Below are 23,176 nucleotides of genomic sequence, written 5' to 3' on the forward strand. Positions count from 1 at the left end.
AAACATTTTGTCCGATGTCCAGAATCTGGACATTCTGTTTTGTCTTTAAACACATGGACTTGGATGTGACACTTTATCCGTCTTCAGCACTCGGCGCGCCCTGCAATACCCGGTCGGCCAGCGCACTGGCGCTGTTGAAGGCGTCCTCGACCCGTTCGCCCAGGCAACCGTCCGACGCATAGCCGAGCTTGCTCTGCGCATCCCACAGGCATTCACGTCCTAAGGCCTCGACCACCCTCGCAAAACGCCAGCGATGCGCGCGGCACATCGACGGTGCACTCGTCGCTCCGACCGCCGACAGGAAGGCTTCGAGCAGCAGCGGCTGGACCTGCTCGACGCTCAGTTCGAGGTGCTCTTGCGACCACTGAGGGCCGGCGTGAATCACCCAGCAGTCGTGGGCACTGTCGCGCTGGGATTTGCTGCTGTCGCGCGCCGCCCAGCCGAGCACCCCACTGGCTGCCGGGCGCAGGCAGTCGGCGGTATCGAGTCGTGTGTCGAACGACAACATCAAGGCCCAGCACGGCGCATAGCGGATGCGCGGCATGGCGTCGGCAAAGGCGGCGACGTCCACCTCCGTGCAGCGCCCGAACAGCGCCGCAGCCTGCGGCGCTGGCAGCGTCACCAGCACCGCATCGAAGCAGGCCGGCAGGCGGCCTTGCCCTGTTTCCAGCCACCAGCCAAGATGGTCGCGACCGAATCCGGTGATCGCGGTTTCCATATGCACCTCGGCGCCCCACAGCATGCGGGGTGCGATGGCATTCATGCCGGGTACGCCGATCCAGCGCGGCGATGCGTCCAGCCCTACCGGCGCCCAGGCGGCCGCGACACCGGCGCGCCGCCAGTCCGCGAGCTGCGCCGCCATGGCGTCGCCGCGCACCGTCATGTACTGCACGCCATGGTCGAACTGAAACCGGTCGGCACGCCGCGTTGCCAGGCGGCCGCCGGCCGCGCGTCCCTTGTCGAACACCTGCACGTTCAGGCCGGCGTCGACCAGCCGGCGGGCCAGCGTGCAGCCGGCCATGCCGGCCCCCACCACTGCAATGTCACGCACTTTTGCACTCTCCCGTTCCGGTGAAATCCGGCTTTTCACCCGTATCGACATCGAATCGTGGCCGGCGTTTGCGGCGCGCTCACGCCCGACGCGAACGGCGACGCGCCCATGCCGGCAGGCCGCCACCGGAGCCGGCACGCGCGCGCTCTGTGCTAGGGTGCGATTGAAACAGAATTGTGCGTCGGCGAGCGATGACTGCCGCGCACACCCAATCGCTCCGCCCATGCCCCGCCAACTGCTCGCCCACTACCCGCAAACCGACACGCGCTACGACGAACTGCTGTCCGGACCGTGGGCCCTTCGTCCGCACTGGCGCAGCCTGTTCGACACACTGGTGCGCGCCCGCCCGGAACAGATGCAGGAGCGGCTGAGCTCGATGCGTCGGCAGATCCGCGAAAACGGTGTCACGTACAACGTGTATGCCGACCCGCGCGGCGTCGAGCGACCGTGGGAACTCGATGCCCTGCCGCTGATCATCCCGCCGGACGAGTGGAAACAGATATCCAGCGCCATCGCACAGCGCGCCGAACTGCTGAACCGCATCCTGCTCGACGTGTACGGCCCGCAGCAGATGCTGGAGGAAGGCCTGCTGCCGCCGGCGCTGATCTACGGCCACTCCGGGTTTCTGCGGCCGTGTCACGGCATGGCGGTACCGGGCAACATCCACCTTCACCTGTACGCCGCCGATCTGGCGCGCTCGCCGGATGGCCGCTGGTGGGTGCTGAACGACCGCACGCAGGCGCCTTCGGGCGCCGGTTATTCGCTGGAAAACCGCCTCGTCATTTCACGCATCTTTTCGGAACAGTTCCGCGACCTGCGCGTCGAGCACCTGGCCAGCTTCTTCGCCACGCTGCGCGACACGCTGGCGCAGCACGCGCCGCAGAGCGATGGCCCGCCGCTGATCGTGCTGCTGACGCCGGGGCCCTACAACGAAACCTATTTCGAGCACGCCTATCTGGCGCGCTACCTGGGTTTTCCGCTGGTCGAAGGCTCCGACCTGATGGTGCGCGACGGCTGTGTCTGGCTGAAGAACCTGTCCGGCCTGCGTCGGGTACACGTGATCCTGCGCCGGCTCGACGACGACTTCTGCGACCCGCTGGAGCTGGATGGCGAATCGGCGATCGGCGTACCGGGTCTGGTCGAAGCGGCCCGTCAGGGCAATGTGCTGATCGCGAATTCGCTCGGCTCGAACCTGCTTGAATCGGGCGCCCTGCTCGGCTTTCTGCCCCGTCTGTGCCGACGCCTGCTGGGCGAGGAACTGGCCATGCCATCGCTCGCCACCTGGTGGTGCGGCGAGGAGGCGGCGCTCGAAGACGCGATCGAGAAGCTCGACAAGCTGGTGATCAAGCCGGCCTTTCCGCAGCTGCGCATCCAGTCGGTGTTCGGCCAGGATCTTGACCGGCGCGAGCGCGCCGCACTGATCGCCCGCATGCGCGCGCGACCGCACCATTACGTAGCGCAAGAACTCGTGCAGCTGTCGCAGGCACCGGTGTGGGATACCCAGCACCCGCGCCGGCTCGCGGCACGCGCAGTCGGCCTGCGCGTGTTTGCCTGCGCCTCGCCGGATGGCTACGTCGTGATGCCGGGCGGCCTGACCCGCGTCGCCTCCGAGCGCGACGCACGCGTGATCGCGATGCAGCGCGGCGGTTCGAGCAAGGACACCTGGGTGCTGACCCACGGCACGGTGAATACCTTCAGCCTGCTGCGCCGCTCGGTCGGTCCGTCGGAACTGGTGCGGGCGGGCACCAAGCTGTCCAGTCGCGTGGTCGAAAACCTGTTCTGGTTCGGCCGCTATTGCGAACGCTGCGACAACACGGCGCGCCTGCTGCGCGCGCTGATCGCACAGCACATCGAACACGGAGACATCGCGGACCATGCGCTGACCCGCCTGTGCCAGCAGAAGGGCATCCTCCCGAAAGACCTCGAAGACGCGTCGATCGGCGATCTCGAGGAGGCGCTGCGCGCGGCGGCACTCGACGCCGCGCAGCCCGGGTCGCTGGCATCCGGTCTGCACCAGCTTTCGAATGTGGCCTTCAGCCTGCGCGAACGGCTGTCGATCGACAACTGGCGCATCATCAGCCGGCTGGCCGACGACCTGAACGACGTACCGACCGAACTGGGCGAAGTGCTCGAGCGGCTGGATCGCAGCGTACTGGCGATGATGACCCTGTCAGGCTTTGCGCTCGACGGCATGACGCGCGACCAGGGCTGGCGCTTCCTGTCGGTCGGCCGGCGCATCGAACGTCTGCAGTTCATGAGCGGGGTGCTGCGCGAGGCGCTTGCCGATGGCGGAGACACGCCCGACTGGCTGCTCGAGCTGGCCGACAGCACGATCACCTATCGCTCGCGCTACATGACGCGGCCGCAGTGGCTGCCGGTCATCGACCTGCTGGTCGCCGACGAAACCAATCCGCGCTCCATCGCCTATCAGGCACTCGGGCTGACCGACTATCTGGCGCGCCTGGCCGCGCATTTCGGCACCATCGAATCGGCGGCGCTGTCGGATGCCGTGGCCGATATGCTCGCGCTGCGTGCCGACACCGACTTCCGCGCCGGCTCGCCACGCCTGCTCGCGGTCCTCGAAGCGCTGGGTACGGCGGCCTACACCCTGTCGGAACAGCTCGGGCGCCGCTTCTTCAGCCACGCCGCGACGCCGTGGCCGGGCAGCAGCAGCTGATCATGAAGCGCCTCCGCTACAACGTGCTGCACGAAACCCGCTACGCCTATGCGCGTCCGGTGTCGCTGTCGCGCCAGATGCTGCATCTGACGCCGCGCGAAACGCCGCGCCAGATCACGCTCGAGCACGCCGTCGACATCGATCCGGTGCCCGCCGAAAGGCGCGCCCGGCGGGACTACTTCGGCAATCTGGTGGACAGTTTCACGGTCAGCGCGGCACACGACGAACTGGTCGTGGTGGCCGATTCAACGGTCGAAGTGACCGGTCGCGAAGCGGCCGACAGTCCGGCGTCACCTTCGTGGGAACATGTGCGGGATCGCCTGCATCAGGTCGGTCCGGCACCGCTGCTCGAACCTTGCCAGTTCCTGTATGCCAGTCCGCACATCGAACCGCTGGCCGTCCTCGGCCGTTACGCACGACTGGATTTTCATCGGGGCCGGCCGCTGTTCGAGGCGGCCAGCGCATTGATGCAACGGATTCACCGCGACTTCGAATTCGATCCGGAGGCGACGACGGTCAGCACGCCTCTGGAAACCCTGCTGAAGGAAAGGCGCGGTGTGTGTCAGGACTTTGCGCACTTCATGATCGGCTGTCTGCGCGCACTCGGTCTGCCGGCGCGCTATGTCAGCGGCTATCTGCTGACCCTGCCGCCACCCGGTAAGCCCCGCCTGATCGGTGCCGACGCATCGCACGCCTGGGTGTCGGTGTTCTGTCCGGGCACTGGCTGGATCGACTTCGACCCGACCAACTGCGTGCAGCCGGACGATCAGCACATCACCGTCGGCTGGGGACGTGACTTCAGCGACGTGACGCCGATGCGCGGCGTCATCCTCGGCGGCGGCGAGCACACCATCGAGGTGTGTGTCACCGTCACGCCCGAAGCGCCGGCCGATCGGTCGCCCATCGCCGGGGCGCTTGAACCGGATTGAATTCCCATCCATAATGCTGGTTTTTCCTCCGCGGGCACCGTCTGCATGGGCCGAACATGGCGCAGCCGACCCGGGGTTCGATGTCCAGCAGTTGCGGCCGACCGGTGGCACTGCATCAGTGAAAGTACAGGCATGAAACAAGATATCCACCCGAATTACGTTGCCGTTGCCGTCACTTGCTCGTGTGGCAATACCTTCGAAACGCGTTCGACGCTCGGCAAGCCGCTGCACGTTGAAGTGTGCTCGCAGTGCCACCCGTTCTACACCGGCAAGCAGAAGATCATCGACACTGCAGGTCGCGTCGAGCGCTTCCGTCAGAAATACGCCAACGTGCCGCGCAGCTGATCAGGCTGCACGTACGCTGAAAGGCAGCCACTGGCTGCCTTTTTTCTTTTCCGGACGCGCTTTTTCGAGGCGGCCTACCGACCGTTGCACCCGAGCGCGTCTGGCGCCCGCACACCGCATCGCGGCAAACACTGCAGGCGCGACTGCCCCTAAAATCCGCCCGCCACCCTGACTGATCGTTCCGATGACGCTTCCGCCGTTGCTGCGCCAGACTCCGCGAAATTTCCTGATCGGTGATCCGCCGCAGACTGCCTTCGTCGTGGCTGTCGTGCTGGTGTACCTGATCACCGGGCTGTTCGGCCGCGATCCCTGGAAGGGCGACGACGCGCTGCACATCGGCATCGCGCTCGCCTTCGCACGCGAAGGCGACTGGCTGTTGCCGCGTCTGGCCGGACAGGTCTGGCTGGACAGCCCGCCGCTGTTCCACTGGGTGGCCGCCCTCACCGGCCAGATCGGCAGCTGGCTCGGTTCGAGCTTCGCCGACAGCGCACGCGTGGCAAGTGCCTTCTTCGCTGCGCTGTGGGTCTGGGGGAGCGCCGGTGCCGCACGCGAGCTGTACGGACCGCCCGCGGCGCGCATCGCGCCGCTTCTGGCGCTCGCCAACATCGGGGTCGTGGTGCATCTGCACGACGCGCAACCGGCCACCACCATGCTGGCAGCGCTCGGCCTCGGCATGTGGGCGCTGGCGCTGGTGGCGCGCAAGCCCTGGCATGGCGGTGCCGCACTGGTACTCGCACTGGCCATCGCCGGACTCGGCACCGGCCTGTGGCTGGCCGCCATTCTCCTGATCGCAGCGGCAGCCATGCCGCTGCTGCCGGTGTGGCGCAGCGTTGCCGGCACCCCGTCACGCATGGTGGCGCTGCCCCTGTCGATGGTGATCGGTGCGCTGCTCGCGGCCAGCTGGGTGCTTCTGCTCGACCCGGCTCATGCAACCCGCGTCTGGCGGCATGATCTCGACCGTCTGATTCCGGACGGCGCCCGGATCGCCGCCGATGCTGCCGACTGGATCAAGGTGCTCGCCTGGTTCGCCTGGCCGGCATTGCCACTGGCCGGCTGGGCGCTGTGGAAGCGAAGGCATCAGTGGCAGTCGCCGGTGTTTTCGCTGCCGCTGCTGCTGTTCGTGCTGCTGTTCGTGCAGGTCAGCGGTGATGGCATCGTGCGCAACCAGCGCGCACTGCCGCTGCTGGCACCGCTGGTCGTCCTCGGCAGCGCCGGTCTGCCGGCCTTGCGCCGAGGCGCGGCAAACGCGCTGGACTGGTTCGGCGTGATGACCTTTTCCCTGCTCGGCTTCGTCATCTGGCTGGGCTGGGTTGCGATGCTGACCGGCTGGCCGGAACGTTTCGCGCGTACGTTTTCGAAGCTCGAGCCCGGTTTCGTCATGGCGCTGTCGTGGGGACCCTTCATCCTCGCCACCCTGGTGTCGCTGGCCTGGTTGTGGATGCTGTGGCGCTCCCCCAGAACGCCGACACGCGGAGCCGTCACCTGGGGATGCGGCGTATTGCTGATATGGTTCCTGCTGAGCAGCCTGTGGTTGCCCTGGATCGACTACGGCCGCAGTTATCGCGACGTCGCGGGCCAGATCGCAAGGGCATTGCCGGCAGACGGCGGGTGCATTGCGTTCAGCGGGCTGCAGGACAGCCAGCGGGCGGCGTTCTATTATTTTGCGGGTCTGAAGCCGGTCAATGCGGTGAGCAAAGCCGGCCGACAATGTGACACCCTGCTTGCGTACCATGGACGGGGCGGCCAGCGCCCCGTGCTCGACGCAAGCTGGTCAGTCGTGTGGGAAGGTCGGCGACCGGGCGACCGGCACGAGCGATTCATGCTGTACAGGCGAAGCTGAACCGACGCATTCACCGACGGAAGAAAGAAAGCGGAACACATGAACCTGCTGATGCAGACATCCGCATGGCCGGCCCTGAGGTCCAAGGCGATCCAGCTGTCGCGCGTGCACCTGCGGAATTTCTTCGAACAGGACAGTGAGCGCTTTGCGCGCTATTCGCTCGCGCACGACGGCTGGCTGATGGACTACTCGAAGCAGCGCGTCGACGACGAAACCCTGTCGCTGCTGATGGAACTGGTCCATGCGCTCGACCTTCCGCGCGGCATCCGTGCGCTGGCGGCCGGCGATCAGGTGAATTTCACCGAGCGCCGCGCCGCGCTGCACATGGCACTGCGCGCGCGCGACGGCGCACACGCCGAGCTGGTGCGCGACTGCCTCGGCGCACTCGAACACTGGGTGGGTCTGATCCGCCGACGCGAGTTGCTCGGCGCAACCGGCCAGACCATTACGCACGTGGTCAATCTGGGCATCGGCGGTTCGGACCTGGGGCCGCGGCTCGCCATGGAAGCACTCGAACCGCAGTGCGACGGCCCGGTGGTCAAGCTGGTGGCCAACCTCGACCCGGTGGCGCTCGACATGGCCTTGCGCGACTGCAAGCCCGCGCACACCGCGTTCGTGTTGTCGTCGAAGAGTTTCACTACGCAGGAAACGCTGGCCAACGCGAAGGTGGCGATGAAGTGGCTGGCAGACGGGCTGGGCAGCGCGGGGGTCGGCCAGCATCTTTTTGCGGTGACCAACCGCCCTGCGGCGGCGCAGGAACTCGGGGTGCCGGCCGAACGCTGTCTGTTTCTGCCCGAGTGGGTCGGCGGCCGCTACTCGGTGTGGTCGTCGATCGCATTGCCGCTCGCCTGCGCGATCGGCATGCCGGCCTTCCGCGAAATGCTGGAGGGCGCTCGCTCGATGGACGAGCACTTCACCCAGGCGCCGATGAGCAGCAATCTGCCGGTCATGATGGGCCTCATCGATTTCTGGAACGCCAGCGGCATGGGGCTGGAAACGCTGGCCGTGCTGCCCTACAGCCATCTTCTGCGCAGCCTGCCGGCCTATCTTCAGCAGCTGGAGATGGAAAGCAACGGCAAGCGCTGCACGTCGACCGGGGAACTGAGCCGGGCGCCGAGCTCACCGGTCGTGTGGGGCGGTTCGGGCATCGTCGGTCAGCACGCCTATCACCAGCAGTTCTATCAGGGCACACGCATGATGCCCATGCATTTCATCGTGCCGCGTCATGCGCCCGACGAACGCACGCGCATGGTGCAGTTGAACGCGCTCGCGCAAAGTGCCGCGCTGATGCGCGGCAAGACGCGCGACGAGGCACTTGATGAACTGCGGCGCAGCGGGCTGTCGGAGCAGGAAGCCACCCGGTTGTCACCACATGTCGCCTGCCCGGGCAACCAGCCCAGCACCACGCTGCTGATGCCGCAACTGAATCCACGCACGCTCGGCCAGTTGCTTGCGATGTATGAACACAAGGTGTTCGTGCAGGGCTGGCTGCTGGGCATCAACAGCTTCGACCAGTACGGCGTCGAATACGGCAAGCAGATGGCGCGCGCACTCGCCAGCGGAAACCTGCCGGCCGATGCCGATGCGTCCACCCGCGGTCTGCATGCTGCGCTCGGCAAGCCGGGCTGACGGCTGACGCCGGCCTGTTTGCCGGCGTCAGCCGCCGGTGTTTCCACGGAATCTCGTTACGGCGCGAGCCTGACGCGTGACCATGCCGTTCCTGGCTGGGCGCGCCGGTACAGCAACCGGTCGTGCAGGCGATCCGACCTGCCTTGCCAGAACTCGATCGCATCGGGCTGCAGGCGGTAGCCACCCCAGTTGTCAGGACGCGGCGGCGCCGAGCCGAATTTCGCCTCGAACTGCCGGACCCGTTCGGCCAGCGACTCGCGACTCGGAATCTCCCGGCTCTGTGGTGACGCCCAGGCGCCGAGCCGGTTGCCGAGCGGACGCAGCGAAAAATAGGCGTCCGACTCCTCCGCGCTGACCCGGGTCACCCTGCCCTCGATGCGGATCTGCCGTTCCAGCGCCGCCCAGAACAGCAGCAGGCTGGCGTGCGGATTGCCGGCAAGCTCGTCGCCCTTGCGACTGTCGTAGTTCGTGAAGAAGACGAATCCGTCATCGCCATAGCCGCGCAGCAGCACGATGCGGGCACTGGGGCGGCCATCGGCGCCGACGGTGGCCAGCGTCATCGCATTCGGATCGCGCTCGACCACGCGACCGGCGTCTTCGAACCAGCTGCGGAACTGCACGATCGGATCATCGGATGCGGCCGTCTCGTCAAGGCTGCCGAGGGTGTAGTCGATGCGGTGCTGGGTCGGGTCCATCAAAGTCTCCTTCATTCGGGTGCGGGAATGCGTTCGAGCCCGGCGACTTTTGCGCCAGCAGTCAGCTTGCGGGACGCGAACCAGCCCGCGTTGGTTTCGAGCGCGTAGCGCGCCGGCCGGGTCGCGCAGTGCGATGTTTCGTCGTGCGGCTTCATGTCGGCAATGTTGATGACCACGCCTTGCGCGTCGATGAAGGCGACGCTGAGCGGAATCAGCGTGTTGCGCATCCACATGCAATGCGTCTGCACCTGCGGGAACACGAACAGCATGCCCGCATCGGCCGGCATTTCGGTGCGGTGCATCAGGCCGGTCATGCGCGCCGACTGCGTGTGCGCGACTTCAGCCTTGACGCGGTACATGCCGACCGCCAGATCCACTGCAGGCGGCGCGGCATGAGTGCCGGTGCTCAGTGCAATCCATAGCAGGCAGAACAGTCTTCGGGTCATGGCAGGCGGTCAGGTGGCATGGAGGGTGACGGAAACGAAGCGGAACGTATTGATCGACATCAGTTTGCGCTTGATCGGACGGGGCTGCGCAGGGCGGATGGCGCAACGCTGTCGGGCGCCGCCTCCTGCCATTGACCCGGTTGCAGGCCGCCGAGTTGCCACGGGCCGATGGCGATACGGATCAGACGCAGCGTCGGATGGCCGATCGCTGCCGTCATCCGGCGGACCTGGCGGTTGCGCCCCTCGCGGATGTCGAGTTCGAGCCAGCAGGTGGGTACCGCGATGCGGTGGCGCACCGGCGGGTCGCGCGGCCACAGATCGGCTGGTTCGTCGATGGGGCGCACGGTGCACGGGCGCGTCGGACCGTCCTTCAGCGTCACACCGGCACGCAGACGATCCAGCGCAGCCTCGTCCGGCACACGTTCGACCTGCACCCGGTAGCGCTTCACCATCTTGTGCTTCGGATCGGTGATGCGATGCTGCAGCACGCCGTCGTCGGTCAGCAGCAGCAGGCCTTCGCTGTCGGTGTCCAGGCGACCGGCCGGATAGACTCCGGGTACGTCGACCCAGTCCGCCAGCGTCGGATGCAGACCGTCGGCGGAAAACTGGCAGATCACGCCGAACGGCTTGTTCAGCAGCAGGAGACGGCTCACGCAGGCACGCCGGACGGCGCATCCGAATGTCCGAAACGGCGCGAAAAACGCAGCTGCTCCGGATACGGAAAGAAGTCCTGTATGTGACCTTCGCGGATGCGCTGCTGCGTTTCCTGCCAGAACTTCACGTCCAGCAGGTCGCGGTGATACTTCAGGAAGGCGGCCCTCACCTTGGGCGTCGACAGCAGGAAGGTGGCGAACTCTTCCGGAAAGATGTCGTTGCGCGCCACCGAATACCAGACCTCGCCCGACATTTCATGCTCGAAGCTGGGCGCCGGCGGAATGCGGCGGAAGTTGCAGTCGGTCAGGAATTCGATCTCGTCGTAGTCGTAGAACACGACCCGGCCGTAGCGGGTGACGCCGAAGTTCTTCCACAGCAGGTCGCCCGGGAAGATGTTGGCGACCGCCAGTTCGCGGATCGCATTGCCGTACTCGTACACCGCGTGATCGATCTGTTCCTCGCTGGCCGTTTCGAGGTAGATGTTCAGCGGAATCATGCGCCGCTCGATGTAGCAGTGGCGGATCACCAGCGTGTCGCCGTCGCGTTCGATCATCGACGGCGCCAGCTCTTCGAGCTGCTCCAGCAACTCGGGCGTGAAGCGATGCGCCGGCAGCGCGATGTCGGAAAACTCGATCGTGTCAGCCATGCGGCCGACGCGGTCCACCTGCTTCACCATCAGGAACTTGCGCTTCACCGTTGCCCGGTCGGTGTCCTTCGAGCTGCCGAACTTGTCCTTGATGATCTTGAATACGTAGGGGTAGGACGGCAGCATGAACACCAGCATGACCAGACCGCGGATGCCGGGTGCCTCGACGAAATTGTCGTTCGAGTGACGCAGGTGATTGATCAGGTCGCGGAAGAACATGGTCTTCCCCTGCTTGCCCAGCCCGAGCATCGTGTAGATCTCGGAGCGCGGCTTCTTCGGCATCAGGGCGCGCAGGAAATGCACATTGGCCGACGGCACCTGCATGTCGGCCATGAAGTAGGCACGCGACAGCGAGAACATGACGCTGACCCGCCAGGGTTCGAGCAGGATGGCGTCGAGAAACAGCCCGCCCTTGCGGTCATGCAGCACCGACACCATGAACGGATACTCCTGGTGACCGTTGATCGCCTTGCCGATCACATAGGCCGCCTTGTTGCGGTAGAAGGCCGAACTGAGCACCTGCAACTGGAAGTTGGCTTCCCGCTGCGGCCATTCGCCACCCAGATGCGACTGCACGGCGCGCATCACGTAATCGACGTCGCGGTCGAGGTCGGTGTAGGGCCGTTTCCAGCCGAAATCGCTGAAGATGGTTTTCATCGCCACCCGCAGGCCTGACTGGTTCGGGTAGTAGCTGCGCCAGGTCGGCGGCGAACTTTCGATCAGTTCGGTCGAAATGGCCGGCCGGACGAAGATGAAGTCGTTGTGGAAATACTGCCGGTGCAGGATCTTGGTCGTGACCGAATTGAAGAAGGTTTCGGCCAGTTCCGGCTGCTGGTGATTCACGAGCAGACCGATGTACAGCAGCTTGGCCTGCTGCCAGGTGTTGTCGTCCAGCGAATCGGCATGAAACTCGTTGTGCAGCCGGTCGACGCACTCGCGCACGCGGTCGTCGTAATACTGGATGCGCTCGCGGATGCAGCGGTGCTGGCCCTGCCAGTCCGCCTGCTCGAAGCGCTCCTTGGCATTGCCGCTGACCATGCGGAAAAGGCGATAGTGCTTGTCGAAGCCGTCGATCAGCGCCTGCGCAATGGCCTGGGCGACCCGGTTCTGGCCTGCCGGAAGATTCATGTGCTGTCCGCCCTGTCTGTGAAGGTCTGGATTCTATTGCGGGAGGGCGCCTGACGGGCACCCGCGCCGCGCGATCGCGCCCTGCAGATGCAGCAGGTGTCGCATCAAATCGCGATTGGGGGATAATCGCGCTGGCCCGCTGGCGGCAACCCCGCCGCAGGGACTATAACCAGACAACACACCAAGGAGCTGGATGGCATGAGTACAACTCACATCAAGATTCCCGCCGAGGGGACAAAGATCGTCGCGGGCAAACCGGTCCCGGACAATCCCATCATCCCGTTCATCGAAGGCGACGGCATCGGCGTGGACATCACGCCGGTCATGAAGGACGTCGTGGATGCAGCGGTGGCGAAGGCCTACGGCGGCAAGCGCAAGATCACCTGGATGGAGGTGTATGCAGGCGAGAAGGCCACCCGGATGTACGGCCCTGACGTATGGCTGCCCGAAGACACGCTGGCAGCGCTGAAGGAATACGTGGTGTCGATCAAGGGCCCGATGACGACGCCGGTCGGTGGCGGCATCCGCTCGCTCAACGTGGCGCTGCGTCAGGAGCTTGATCTGTACGTCTGCCTGCGCCCCGTGTGCTACTTCCAGGGCGTACCCAGCCCGGTCAAGCACCCCGAACAGATCAACATGGTGATCTTCCGCGAGAACACGGAAGACATCTACGCCGGCATCGAATGGCAGGCCGAGTCGGACGGTGCGCGCAAGGTGATCAAATTCCTGCGCGACGAAATGGGCGTCAAGAAGATCCGCTTCCCCGAAACATCGGCGATCGGCATCAAGCCGGTGTCGCGCGAAGGCTCGGAACGTCTGATCCGCAAGGCGCTGCAGTACGCGGTGGACAACGATCGCAAGTCGGTCACCTTCGTGCACAAGGGCAACATCATGAAGTTCACGGAAGGCGGCTTCCGCGACTTCGGTTACGGGCTGGCGCAGAACGAGTTCGGTGCCGAGCCGATCGATGGCGGCCCGTGGTGCAAGTTCAAGAACCCGAAGACCGGACGCGACATCATCGTCAAGGACGCGATCGCCGACGCCTTCCTGCAGCAGATCCTGCTGCGCCCGGCCGATTACGACGTGATCGCCACGCTGAATCTGAACGGCGACTACATCTCCGACGCGCTGGCAGCACAGGTCGGCGGCATCGGCATTGCGCCGGGCGCCAATATTTCGGATCAGTACGCCGTGTTCGAAGCCACGCACGGCACGGCGCCGAAGTACGCCGGGCTGGACAAGGTGAATCCGGGTTCGCTGATCCTGTCGGCCGAAATGATGCTGCGCCACATGGGCTGGCTCGAAGCGGCCGACCTGATCATCGCGTCGATGGAACGAGCGATCGGCGACCGGCAGGTGACCTACGACTTTGCCCGTCTGATGGAGGGCGCGAATGAAGTGTCCTGCTCGGAATTCGGCCGCGCCATGATTGCACGCATGTAGTCCGGCACATACCGTGCGTCCGAAACGAAGTATCGGGCGCACGGCAGTACACAACAAAAAACCCGGTCTTGGACCGGGTTTTTTGTTGTGTACTGCCTGGAACGCGATCAAGCGGCCTGAATGTTCGCTGCCTGTTTGCCTTTCGGGCCTTGCGTCACTTCGAAACTCACCTTCTGACCTTCCTTGAGCGTTTTGAAGCCTCCCATCTGGATCGCGGAGAAATGCGCAAACAGATCCTCGCTGCCGTCGTCAGGAGTGATGAAGCCGTAACCTTTGGAATCGTTGAACCACTTCACAGTGCCAGTTGCCATTGTTGTCTTCCTCTCAGCTGCTCGAATGACCCGAAATCCCCGTTGTGTGTGCACTTCAAGTTCTGATGCTCTGACTCCGGGAACTACGGACCCTGCGGGAACTCCGCAACGGACTGAGAATCCGATCACGCAAGAGCTTGAACCAAGTACAAATCGGCTTTTAGCCCAGATGTCCTGAACGGTCAAGACGTTTTCGTTGTGCAGTACGGCACATCATCATGGCCACCATCCGGGCCCGGTTCGCGATGAAGGCATCGCTCGGGTTCCCTCCGGAATGAGCACCAGCCGAGCGGATCGGGCACATGTAGACGCTACGGAAAAGACCCCTGAAAGCCGTAGAATTCCCGTGTTGCAGAGCGGTTGATTGTGATTAGAATGAGGCCATGGTTACACGCAAGCAGGAAGAAACACTTCTTGAGCTTGAAAAGAACAGGGCTGAGCCCCCACCTCTCTTCAAGGTCATGGTGTTGAATGACGATTACACCCCGATGGACTTCGTGGTTGGAGTGCTCCAGAGGTTTTTTGCCATGAGCAGGGAACAGGCTACCCGCGTGATGCTCAAGGTACATACGGAGGGCGCCGGAGTTTGCGGCATTTACCCCAGGGACGTAGCAGCGTCCAAGGTCGAACAGGTGTGTACCTTTGCCCGCCAGCATCAACATCCGCTGGCGTGTGTCATGGAGGAAAATTGAAATGATCGCGCAGGAGTTGGAAGTCAGTCTTCACATGGCATTCGTCGAAGCACGGCAGAAGCGCCATGAATTCATCACGGTCGAGCACCTGCTGCTCGCGCTGCTCGACAATCCTTCAGCCGCCGAGGTACTGCGTGCCTGCGCCGTCAATATCGACGACCTGCGCAAGGAGTTGTCCGCCTTCATCAACGAGCACACGCCCGTGGTCGATGGCAGCGAAGAGATCGACACGCAGCCGACGCTCGGATTCCAGCGCGTGATCCAGCGCGCCATCCTGCACGTCCAGTCGTCCGGAAAGAAGGAAGTTACCGGTGCGAATGTGCTGGTCGCGATCTTCGGCGAAAAGGATTCGCACGCGGTGTATTTCCTGCAGCGCCAGGGCGTGACGCGACTGGATATCGTCAATTTCATTTCGCACGGCATCACCAAGTCGGCACAACCCGCGGCAGCGAACAAGCCCGAGGCCGAGCAGTCCGAGCAGGAGCCGGAAGGCAGCCAGGCCGGCGGTGCGCTCGACAGCTTCACGCAGAACCTGAACGCGCAGGCGCTGATGGGCAAGATCGACCCGCTGATCGGTCGCGATGACGAACTCGAACGCGTTATCCAGACGCTGTGCCGCCGGCGCAAGAACAACCCGCTGCTGGTGGGCGAAGCCGGCGTTGGCAAGACTGCGATCGCCGAAGGTCTCGCGCGCCGCATCATCGAAGGCCGAGTGCCCGACATCCTTGCCGATGCGACGATCTACGCGCTCGACATGGGTGCGCTGCTCGCCGGCACCAAGTATCGCGGCGACTTCGAGCAGCGACTGAAGTCGGTGCTGAAGCAATTGCTCGACAACGCGAACGCGATCCTTTTCATCGATGAAATCCACACGCTGATCGGCGCAGGCGCTGCGTCCGGCGGCACGCTCGACGCGTCCAACCTGTTGAAGCCGGCGCTGTCTTCCGGCCAGCTGAAGTGCATCGGCGCAACGACCTATACCGAGTACCGTGGCGTGTTCGAGAAGGATCACGCGCTGTCGCGCCGGTTCCAGAAGATCGACGTGAATGAACCGAGCGTCCAGGAAACCGTATCGATCCTGAAGGGCTTGAAATCGCGCTTCGAACAGCATCACGGCGTCAAGTATTCGTCGACCGCGCTGTCTTCGGCGGCGGAGCTTTCGGCGCGCTACATCAACGACCGCCATCTGCCCGACAAGGCGATCGACGTGATCGACGAAGCCGGTGCAGCCCAGCGCGTGTTGCCCAAGTCGAAGCAGAAGAAGGTGATCGGCAAGACCGAGATCGAAGAGATCGTCGCGAAGATCGCGCGTGTTCCTTCGCAGCACGTGTCCAACGATGATCGCTCTGCGCTGCGCAACCTCGACCGCGATCTGCGGAACGTAGTGTTCGGTCAGGACAAGGCCATCGACGCCCTGGCAACGGCGATCAAGATGTCGAGATCCGGTCTGGGCAATCCTCAGAAGCCGATCGGCAGTTTCCTGTTCAGCGGTCCGACCGGCGTCGGCAAGACGGAAGTCGCCCGACAGCTCGCCTACTGCATGGGCATCGAACTGGTCCGTTTCGACATGTCCGAATACATGGAACGCCACGCAGTCAGCCGGCTGATCGGCGCGCCGCCGGGCTATGTCGGCTTCGACCAGGGCGGGCTGCTGACCGAAGCCGTCACGAAAAAGCCGCACTGCGTGCTGCTGCTCGACGAGATCGAAAAGGCACACCCGGACATCTACAACATCCTGCTCCAGGTGATGGATCACGGCACCTTGACCGACAACAACGGACGTCAGGCCGACTTCCGCAACGTGGTCATCATCATGACGACCAACGCCGGCCAGGAAACATTGCAGAAATCGGTGATCGGCTTCACCGACGACCGCAAGCCGGGCGACGAAATGGTCGACATCAAGCGCCTGTTCACGCCGGAGTTCCGCAACCGTCTTGATGCCATCATTTCCTTCAAGCCACTCGATCGCGAAATCATCCTCCGCGTGGTCGACAAGTTCCTGATGCAACTGGAAGGGCAGCTGCAGGAGAAGAAGGTCGAGGTGGTTTTCTCGGACACGCTGCGTGCATGGCTCGCAGAGTCCGGATTCGACCCGCTGATGGGTGCGCGTCCGATGTCGCGTCTGATTCAGGACACGATCCGCTCGGCACTGGCCGACGAGTTGCTGTTTGGTCGCCTGACCAATGGCGGCAAGGTGACCATCGACATCGATGCCGACAAGAAGGTGAAGCTGGTATTCGACGAAGAGGAAGCTGTCGCACCGGCGTGATGCCGGTAATGACAGCAGAGGCGGCCCACGGGCCGCCTCTTTTTTTGCCCCGGCTTTTTTACCCCGTTTTTCTTGCCCCGACTTCTACCGTGTTTCCAATGGGAAAGGACACATCATGACCATTCAGACAGCCGATCTGTGCGATCAATTCGAAGCCGAACTGCGGGTCTGCGCGCCCATGTTCCGCAGCTTCGGTGGGCGCAGCGCTTTTGGTGGTCCGATCAGTACGTTGAAGCTGTTCGAAGACAACGGGCTCGTGCGCAAGGCACTCGAGAATCCGGGCAACGGCAAGGTGCTGGTGGTTGATGGGGGCGGATCGATGCGACGGGCGCTGGTCGGCGACCAGATCGCCGAACTGGCAGTGAAAAATGGCTGGGCAGGTATCGTCGTCTATGGCTGCATCCGCGACTCCGCCGCCATTTCGCAGATGAATATCGGGGTGATGGCGCTCGGTACCCATCCGCTGAAAACCGTGAAACGCAATGAAGGCCAGAGCGACATCGTGGTCAGCTTCGGCGGCGTCGACTTCGTACCGGGACATTATCTGTATGCGGATGGCGACGGCGTCATCGTGAGCACGCGCGCGCTGATCTGACGCGAATTTGGGTATCGCAGCGCACCATAATCTGTGCATTTTCCGGATATATTTCACACCTGAGGATGCAAAAAACAATCAAGTCTTTGTTTTTAAATATCTATATATTTCTTATATCTTATAGAAGACCTCTTGTTGCTTTGCCCAAGGGTCTTTATACTTCGGCTGTCACGATCGTCGCCTGACAGTGCTGTCAGTCGGCTTCCGGGCGCCCGGCCTGCCTGTCACCACCCATGACGTCATGCCAACGCGGATTTCGTGGTTCGGCCCGCACCAGCACGCGATGGCCGAAAACATGTCCGGACAACGCAACCGGACAGGGGCGTCAAGCCGCTTCAGATTCAGATGCAGGCCGCGCAGTGCGCATGCGCTGAACGACCGTTTTTTGTTTTTTCTCCGAGGATGAGCAATGAGCACGAAAGATCAGGAAATCGCCAAGATTCAGAAGGACTGGGACGAGAACCCCCGCTGGAAGGGCATCAAGCGCGGCTACACCGCGGCCGACGTCTATCGCCTGCGCGGTTCGTTCCCGGTCGAGTACTCGCTGGCCCGCCGCGGCGCTGAAAAGCTGTGGGATCTGGTCAACAACGAGCCGTTCGTCAACTGCCTCGGCGCACTGACCGGCGGTCAGGCCATGCAGCAGGTGAAGGCCGGCGTGAAGGCGATCTACCTGTCGGGATGGCAAGTTGCCGCGGACAACAATTCGTACGAAGCGATGTACCCCGACCAGTCGCTGTACCCGGTTGATTCGGTGCCGACCGTCGTGAGCCGCATCAACAACAGCTTCAAGCGCGCGGACGAAATCCAGCACGCCAAGGGCATCTACGAAGGCGACAAGGGCTACATCGACTACTTCGCCCCGATCGTGGCGGACGCGGAAGCCGGTTTCGGTGGCGTGCTCAACGCCCACGAACTGATGAAGGCGATGATCCGCGCCGGCGCCGGTGGTGTGCATTTCGAAGACCAGCTGGCGTCCGTTAAGAAATGCGGTCACATGGGCGGCAAGGTGCTCGTGCCGACGCAGGAAGCCGTGCAGAAGCTGATCGCTGCCCGTCTGGCTGCCGACGTCTACGGCGTGCCGACACTGATCCTGGCCCGTACCGATGCGGAAGCCGCTGACCTGCTGACCAGCGATTGCGACGCCAACGACAAGCCCTTCGTCACCGGCGAGCGCACGGCCGAAGGCTTCTACAAGACCAACAAGGGTCTGGACCAGGCCATCTCGCGCGGCCTCGCCTACGCACCGTATGCCGATCTGATCTGGTGCGAAACCGGCACGCCGGACCTGGCATTCGCCAAGGCTTTCGCCGATGCGATCCACGCCAAGTTCCCGGGCAAGCTGCTGGCCTACAACTGCTCGCCGTCGTTCAACTGGAAGAAGAATCTGGACGATGCGACCATCGCCAAGTTCCAGCGCGAACTGGGCGCCATGGGCTACAAGTACCAGTTCATCACGCTCGCCGGCATCCACAACATGTGGTACCACATGTTCGATCTGGCGCAGGACTACGTCGCCCGCGGCATGTCGGCCTACGTCGAGAAGGTGCAGGAGCCGGAATTCGCTGCACGCGACCGCGGCTACACCTTCGTGTCGCACCAGCAGGAAGTCGGTACCGGCTACTTCGACGACGTGACCACCACGATCCAGGGTGGTGCTTCATCGGTGACCGCGCTGACCGGTTCGACCGAAGAAGAACAGTTCCACTGAGTTCGGCCCCCGCGCGAGCGGAAAGAGAAAGCCGCCGGATGCAGATCCGGCGGCTTTTTTCATGCGTTCGCTGAAGTTTGCCCGCGATTACTCGTCGTCACCCGACTGAGGCAATTCCGGCATGTGGGTGCCGCCGGATTCCCAGTAAGCCAGGTCTCCGTACGTCAGTTTCAGCAGATCCACGAACAGCCGGACACGCAGCGGCAGATGGCGGCGCTGTGGAAACAGCGCAAAGATGCCCATCGGCGGCGCGGCGAAGTCGTGCAGCACCTCCATCAGCGCGCCCGAGGCCAGGTCCTCGCGCACCTCCCAGTACGAACGCCAGGCCAGCCCGAGTCCGCTGACCGCCCAGTCGCGCAGCACGGCTCCATCGTTGCATTCGACCAGGTGCGTGATGCGCAAGGTCAGCGGCTCGCCATGCGCCATGAAGTTCCAGCCGCGCGACTGCGCGCGGTTCGGCCCGAGTCCCAGACAACGGTGCTGCAGAAGGTCGTAGGGATGACCCGGCTTGCCGAAGCGCTGCAGATATTCCGGGCTCGCCACGACGACGCGACGCGTCTCGCCCAATTTAATACTGATCATGCTGGAATCCGGAAGGCTGCCGATCCGGACTGCGCAGTCCACATTCTCGTTCACCAGATCGACCATGCGATCGGTCAGATCCAGAGAAATCTTGACCTCCGGATTGAGGCCCATGAAGCGTTTCACCAGCGGCGCGACATGACGGCGACCGAAGCCGGCAGGTGCGCTGACGCGCAGCAGACCCGTGGCACGCGCTCCGCCGGCACCCACAGCGGCATCGGCGCTGGCCATCTCGTTCAGGATGCGCTGGCAATCTTCAAGGTAGGCCGTGCCTTCATGGGTCAGCGTGAGCTTGCGGGTCGTGCGCAGCATCAATTTGACGCCCAGCCGCTCTTCCAGCGAGTCAATGCGCCTTCCGATCACCGCGGGTTGCACGCCTTCGAGCTTGGCGACTGCCGACAGGCTGCCTTGGGCGGCAACCGAAACGAAGGATTCGATCTCTTTGAACCGGTCCATTTTGTACTTTTAGTAAAAGATAAATGTACTTAAGCGGAGCTTAACTATTACATAAGGAAAGTCTAGTATTTGTGCAGATGCAGCAATTCACGCCGGGCACAAGCCGGTCTGATGCATCGGACGTTAGACCTCGGTCCTCCCGTCTGCAGATGGCGCAACCCGACTTCTGCGGCACATCCTTCCGGCGACGGCACCACCGCTGATCGGCTGGATGTGAGGGATGGCCACCTCTGGTCCGGAGCACGTAGCACTTCCGCTCACGTCACACCGGCTCGCGAACTGCCATCGGAGCGCACGCTTATGACTATTGCTGAATCGACCCAGAAGCTCGACCGCACAGCGGAACTGCCGGAAGGCGTGATCATCACGGCACCGGTCAGTGCCGAGTACCGCACCATCCTGACGCACGAAGCCCTTGCGCTGCTCGCCAAGCTCCACCGTCAGTTCGAGCCCCGTCGTCGTGAAGCGCTCGCAGCCCGTGTCAAGCGCGCGGCCGAACTCGACGCCGGCACGCCGATGGACTTCCTGCCCGACACGCTGCACGTCCGCGAAGGCAACTGGAAGATCGCACCGCTGCCCCAGGCGCTCCAGCGCCGGCGCATCGAAATCACCGGGCCGACCGAGCGCAAGATGGTGATCAACGCGCTGAATGCCGGCGCCGACAGCTACATGAGCGATTTCGAAGATTCGAATTCGCCTTCGTGGGACAACCAGATTACCGGGCAGATCAATCTGCGTGACGCCATCCGCCGCACCATCAGCGTCGAGAAGGACGGCAAGACCTACGCGCTGAACGATGAAGTGGCCGTGCTCCAGGTGCGTCCGCGCGGCTGGCATCTCGACGAGAAGCATGTGTTGATCGATGGTCAGCGCGTATCCGGCGGTCTGTTCGATTTCACGCTTTATTTCTTCCACAACGCGAAGGAATTGATCGCGCGTGGCGCAGGCCCGTTCTTCTATCTGCCGAAGCTGCAGAGCCATCGCGAAGCCCGGCTGTGGAACGACGTGTTCGTCGCCGCCCAGGAGGCACTCGGCATCCCGCGCGGCACGATCAAGGCCACGGTGCTGATCGAAACGCTGCACGCCGCGTTCGAAATGGACGAAATCCTGTACGAATTGCGCGATCACAGTGCAGGCCTGAATGCCGGACGCTGGGATTACATCTTTTCGTGCATCAAGGCGATGCGCAACAACCGTGACTTCTGTCTGGCTGACCGCAGCAAGATCCTGATGACCGTACCGTTCATGCGTGCGTATGCGCTGTCGCTGATCAAGACCTGCCACAAGCGCGGCGCACCGGCGATCGGCGGCATGAGCGCGCTGATTCCGAACAAGAAGGATCCGGACGCCAACGAAAAGGCGCTTGCCGGCATCCGTGCCGACAAGCATCGCGACGTGACCGACGGTTACGACGGCGGCTGGGTGGCCCACCCGGGTCTCGTCGCGCCGGCGCTGGCGGAATTCGTCGCCGTACTGGGCGACCGGCCGAACCAGTTCGACAAGCAGCTGCCGGACGTCAATTACGGTGCGGCCGACCTGCTCGACTTCCGTCCCGAAGGCCCGATCACGGAAACCGGCCTCCGTACAAACATCAACGTCGGCATCCACTACCTCGGCGCCTGGATGGACGGCAACGGCTGCGTGCCCATCCACGGCCTGATGGAAGATGCCGCGACGGCCGAAATCAGCCGGGCACAAGTGTGGTCCTGGATCCGCAGCCCCAAGGGAATTCTGGACGACGGCCGCAAGGTCACGGCAGACATGGTGCGCGCGCTGATCCCGCAGGAACTGGACAAGATCAAGGCGCTGCTTGGCGCCGGCTACAAGGACACCTACATGCGTGCCGCCAACCTGTTCGGCGACATGTGCGTGGCCACGGAACTGGCCGACTTTCTGACGCTGCCGGCTTACGAACGCATGGAGTAAGCCTTACCCACCGCAGCATCACTGACGGCACCCCACAAGGGTGCCGTTTTTCTTTTCAGCCCCTCATACCGGGAGCGGAAACAAAAAGGCCCGGAAACCGGGCCTTTGACATTCCTGCAGTGCGTCTGCGCGCACTTACTCCATCGGGAAAACCTTGCCCGGAGCGATCTTGCCGTCGGAACGGCCCTTGAGGTAGGCATACAGGCCGTCGGCCTTTTCGCCCTTCAGGAAAGGATGCGGCGGCATGCCGCGATCAGCGTGCGATCCATCGACCACGATGCCGATGAATTCTGCCTTCGTGTACTTCTTCAGTCCTTCGATCAGCGACGGACCGACCATGCCTTCCTGGTTGGCACCGTGACAGCGCTCACACGCCGCCGCACGCCAGGTACGCCAGCCGGTCATGGTCTTGGCGTCGACCTTGTTGCCTTCGGCAACGGTATAGGGGGCAGCGTCCTGCGCCATGGCTGTAGCCGCCATTGTAGCGAGCACGATACCTACCAGATGTTTGCGAATCACGATCAACTCTCCTCGATTAATGGGTGATGGTGCAGTTGGAAAAACGAATGTTCGGGTCAAAAGGATTACATGACCTGCGATAAACAAGGGATAAGTATCCGCTTATGGCTTTAACCCATCGAACTTATAATGTTATCGCGTGACTCCCGTTAAAAAAAGGGATGGCACAAACTTTCAAATAATCAAAGGCTTCCGGTCGAACCGAAGCCACCTTCACCGCGCTCCGACGCATCGAACGTGTCGACACGGCGCAGTTGCACCTGTACGACGGGTACGACCACGAGTTGTGCAATGCGCTCCATCGGTTGAAGGACAAACGGCGTGTCGCCCCGGTTCCACAGCGACACGAAAATCTGCCCCTGATAGTCGGAATCGATCAAGCCGACCAGGTTGCCCAGTACGATGCCGTGCTTGTGACCGAGACCGGAACGCGGCAGCACGATCGCTGCCAGGCCGGGATCGGCCAGATGGATGGCGATGCCGCTCGGCACGAGCAGCGTGTCACCCGGATGGACGGTGGTCGTCGCCTCGATGCAGGCACGCAGGTCGAGGCCGGCCGAGCCGGGCGTCGCATAAGCCGGCAGAGCGTCGTTCAGGCGTGGGTCAAGGATCTTGTAATCAAGCACGGACAT

At 63.3% G+C, this 23,176-nt stretch carries 20 protein-coding genes; 11 read left to right on the forward strand and 9 right to left on the reverse strand.

Annotation, left to right across the window (positions count from 1 at the left end; translation table 11 throughout):
* Window positions 1-73 precede the first annotated feature (73 nt).
* On the reverse strand, window positions 74-1,051 hold the full coding sequence (locus ACTIFF_RS11670; RefSeq protein WP_439536982.1) for an NAD(P)/FAD-dependent oxidoreductase: 978 nt from the start codon (window positions 1,049-1,051) through the stop codon (window positions 74-76).
* Between the two features lie 223 nt (window positions 1,052-1,274).
* Here ACTIFF_RS11670 and ACTIFF_RS11675 point away from each other — a divergent pair, with 223 nt between their 5' ends.
* From ACTIFF_RS11675 to pgi, 5 genes are all read left to right on the forward strand, one after another.
* Complete coding sequence (locus tag ACTIFF_RS11675; RefSeq protein ID WP_439536983.1) at window positions 1,275-3,728, forward strand: circularly permuted type 2 ATP-grasp protein; 2,454 nt, start codon at window positions 1,275-1,277, stop codon at window positions 3,726-3,728.
* Window positions 3,729-3,730: 2 nt separating this feature from the next.
* Complete coding sequence (locus ACTIFF_RS11680) at window positions 3,731-4,657, forward strand: transglutaminase family protein (RefSeq protein ID WP_306476660.1); 927 nt, start codon at window positions 3,731-3,733, stop codon at window positions 4,655-4,657.
* 132 nt (window positions 4,658-4,789) lie between these two features.
* Complete coding sequence (rpmE, locus tag ACTIFF_RS11685) at window positions 4,790-5,002, forward strand: 50S ribosomal protein L31 (protein ID WP_069037752.1); 213 nt, start codon at window positions 4,790-4,792, stop codon at window positions 5,000-5,002.
* Between the two features lie 184 nt (window positions 5,003-5,186).
* Window positions 5,187-6,842, forward strand: coding sequence for an ArnT family glycosyltransferase (locus ACTIFF_RS11690; RefSeq protein WP_439536984.1), 1,656 nt, complete (start codon window positions 5,187-5,189; stop codon window positions 6,840-6,842).
* A gap of 39 nt (window positions 6,843-6,881) precedes the next feature.
* Window positions 6,882-8,471 carry a glucose-6-phosphate isomerase gene (pgi, locus tag ACTIFF_RS11695; protein WP_439536985.1) on the forward strand — a complete coding sequence of 530 codons (1,590 nt, stop codon included), beginning with the start codon at window positions 6,882-6,884 and terminating at the stop codon, window positions 8,469-8,471.
* A gap of 56 nt (window positions 8,472-8,527) precedes the next feature.
* On the opposite strand, the gene pdxH is transcribed toward pgi, so the two are convergent.
* From pdxH to aceK, 4 genes are read right to left on the reverse strand one after another with little or no spacing between them, the layout of a single operon-like run.
* Window positions 8,528-9,166 carry a pyridoxamine 5'-phosphate oxidase gene (pdxH, locus tag ACTIFF_RS11700; RefSeq protein ID WP_439536986.1) on the reverse strand — a complete coding sequence of 213 codons (639 nt, stop codon included), beginning with the start codon at window positions 9,164-9,166 and terminating at the stop codon, window positions 8,528-8,530.
* Window positions 9,167-9,177: 11 nt separating this feature from the next.
* Window positions 9,178-9,612 carry a DUF192 domain-containing protein gene (locus ACTIFF_RS11705; RefSeq protein ID WP_439536987.1) on the reverse strand — a complete coding sequence of 145 codons (435 nt, stop codon included), beginning with the start codon at window positions 9,610-9,612 and terminating at the stop codon, window positions 9,178-9,180.
* A gap of 59 nt (window positions 9,613-9,671) precedes the next feature.
* The gene (locus ACTIFF_RS11710) at window positions 9,672-10,265 is read right to left on the reverse strand and encodes a pseudouridine synthase (RefSeq protein ID WP_439536988.1); all 594 of its coding nucleotides are present in this window, start codon (window positions 10,263-10,265) and stop codon (window positions 9,672-9,674) included.
* The gene (aceK, locus tag ACTIFF_RS11715) at window positions 10,262-12,040 is read right to left on the reverse strand and encodes a bifunctional isocitrate dehydrogenase kinase/phosphatase (protein ID WP_306476655.1); all 1,779 of its coding nucleotides are present in this window, start codon (window positions 12,038-12,040) and stop codon (window positions 10,262-10,264) included. The genes ACTIFF_RS11710 and aceK overlap by 4 nt, the downstream gene beginning before the upstream one ends.
* A 198-nt stretch (window positions 12,041-12,238) precedes the next feature.
* Between aceK and icd the strand changes: the two genes are divergently transcribed.
* Window positions 12,239-13,483, forward strand: coding sequence for an NADP-dependent isocitrate dehydrogenase (icd, locus tag ACTIFF_RS11720; RefSeq protein WP_439536989.1), 1,245 nt, complete (start codon window positions 12,239-12,241; stop codon window positions 13,481-13,483).
* A 107-nt stretch (window positions 13,484-13,590) separates the two neighbouring features.
* Here icd and cspE read toward each other — a convergent pair whose 3' ends face one another.
* Window positions 13,591-13,794: a transcription antiterminator/RNA stability regulator CspE gene (gene cspE / locus ACTIFF_RS11725; protein ID WP_069037760.1), complete on the reverse strand. Its 204-nt coding sequence runs from the start codon at window positions 13,792-13,794 to the stop codon at window positions 13,591-13,593.
* A gap of 383 nt (window positions 13,795-14,177) precedes the next feature.
* Here cspE and clpS point away from each other — a divergent pair, with 383 nt between their 5' ends.
* The 4 genes from clpS (at window position 14,178) to aceA (ending at window position 19,061) form a co-directional block, all read left to right on the forward strand.
* Window positions 14,178-14,486 carry an ATP-dependent Clp protease adapter ClpS gene (clpS, locus tag ACTIFF_RS11730; RefSeq protein WP_069037761.1) on the forward strand — a complete coding sequence of 103 codons (309 nt, stop codon included), beginning with the start codon at window positions 14,178-14,180 and terminating at the stop codon, window positions 14,484-14,486.
* Between the two features lies 1 nt (window position 14,487).
* Window positions 14,488-16,758, forward strand: coding sequence for an ATP-dependent Clp protease ATP-binding subunit ClpA (gene clpA, locus ACTIFF_RS11735; protein ID WP_439536990.1), 2,271 nt, complete (start codon window positions 14,488-14,490; stop codon window positions 16,756-16,758).
* A gap of 115 nt (window positions 16,759-16,873) precedes the next feature.
* Entirely contained in the window at window positions 16,874-17,353 is a 480-nt protein-coding gene (rraA, locus tag ACTIFF_RS11740; RefSeq protein ID WP_439536991.1) for a ribonuclease E activity regulator RraA, read from the forward strand.
* 409 nt (window positions 17,354-17,762) lie between these two features.
* Window positions 17,763-19,061, forward strand: coding sequence for an isocitrate lyase (aceA, locus tag ACTIFF_RS11745; RefSeq protein ID WP_305663551.1), 1,299 nt, complete (start codon window positions 17,763-17,765; stop codon window positions 19,059-19,061).
* A gap of 87 nt (window positions 19,062-19,148) precedes the next feature.
* Here the strand turns inward: aceA and ACTIFF_RS11750 are convergent, their stop codons facing one another.
* Window positions 19,149-20,099, reverse strand: coding sequence for a LysR family transcriptional regulator (locus ACTIFF_RS11750; RefSeq protein WP_257081619.1), 951 nt, complete (start codon window positions 20,097-20,099; stop codon window positions 19,149-19,151).
* Window positions 20,100-20,399: 300 nt separating this feature from the next.
* Here ACTIFF_RS11750 and aceB point away from each other — a divergent pair, with 300 nt between their 5' ends.
* Window positions 20,400-22,025: a malate synthase A gene (aceB, locus tag ACTIFF_RS11755; RefSeq protein ID WP_439536992.1), complete on the forward strand. Its 1,626-nt coding sequence runs from the start codon at window positions 20,400-20,402 to the stop codon at window positions 22,023-22,025.
* 135 nt (window positions 22,026-22,160) lie between these two features.
* Here the strand turns inward: aceB and ACTIFF_RS11760 are convergent, their stop codons facing one another.
* On the reverse strand, window positions 22,161-22,544 hold the full coding sequence (locus tag ACTIFF_RS11760) for a c-type cytochrome (protein WP_306476651.1): 384 nt from the start codon (window positions 22,542-22,544) through the stop codon (window positions 22,161-22,163).
* 182 nt (window positions 22,545-22,726) lie between these two features.
* Window positions 22,727-23,176, reverse strand: coding sequence for a dUTP diphosphatase (gene dut / locus ACTIFF_RS11765; protein ID WP_439536993.1), 450 nt, complete (start codon window positions 23,174-23,176; stop codon window positions 22,727-22,729).

This window comes from Methyloversatilis sp. (assembly GCF_051861465.1).
In the GTDB taxonomy this organism is placed as follows: domain Bacteria; phylum Pseudomonadota; class Gammaproteobacteria; order Burkholderiales; family Rhodocyclaceae; genus Methyloversatilis.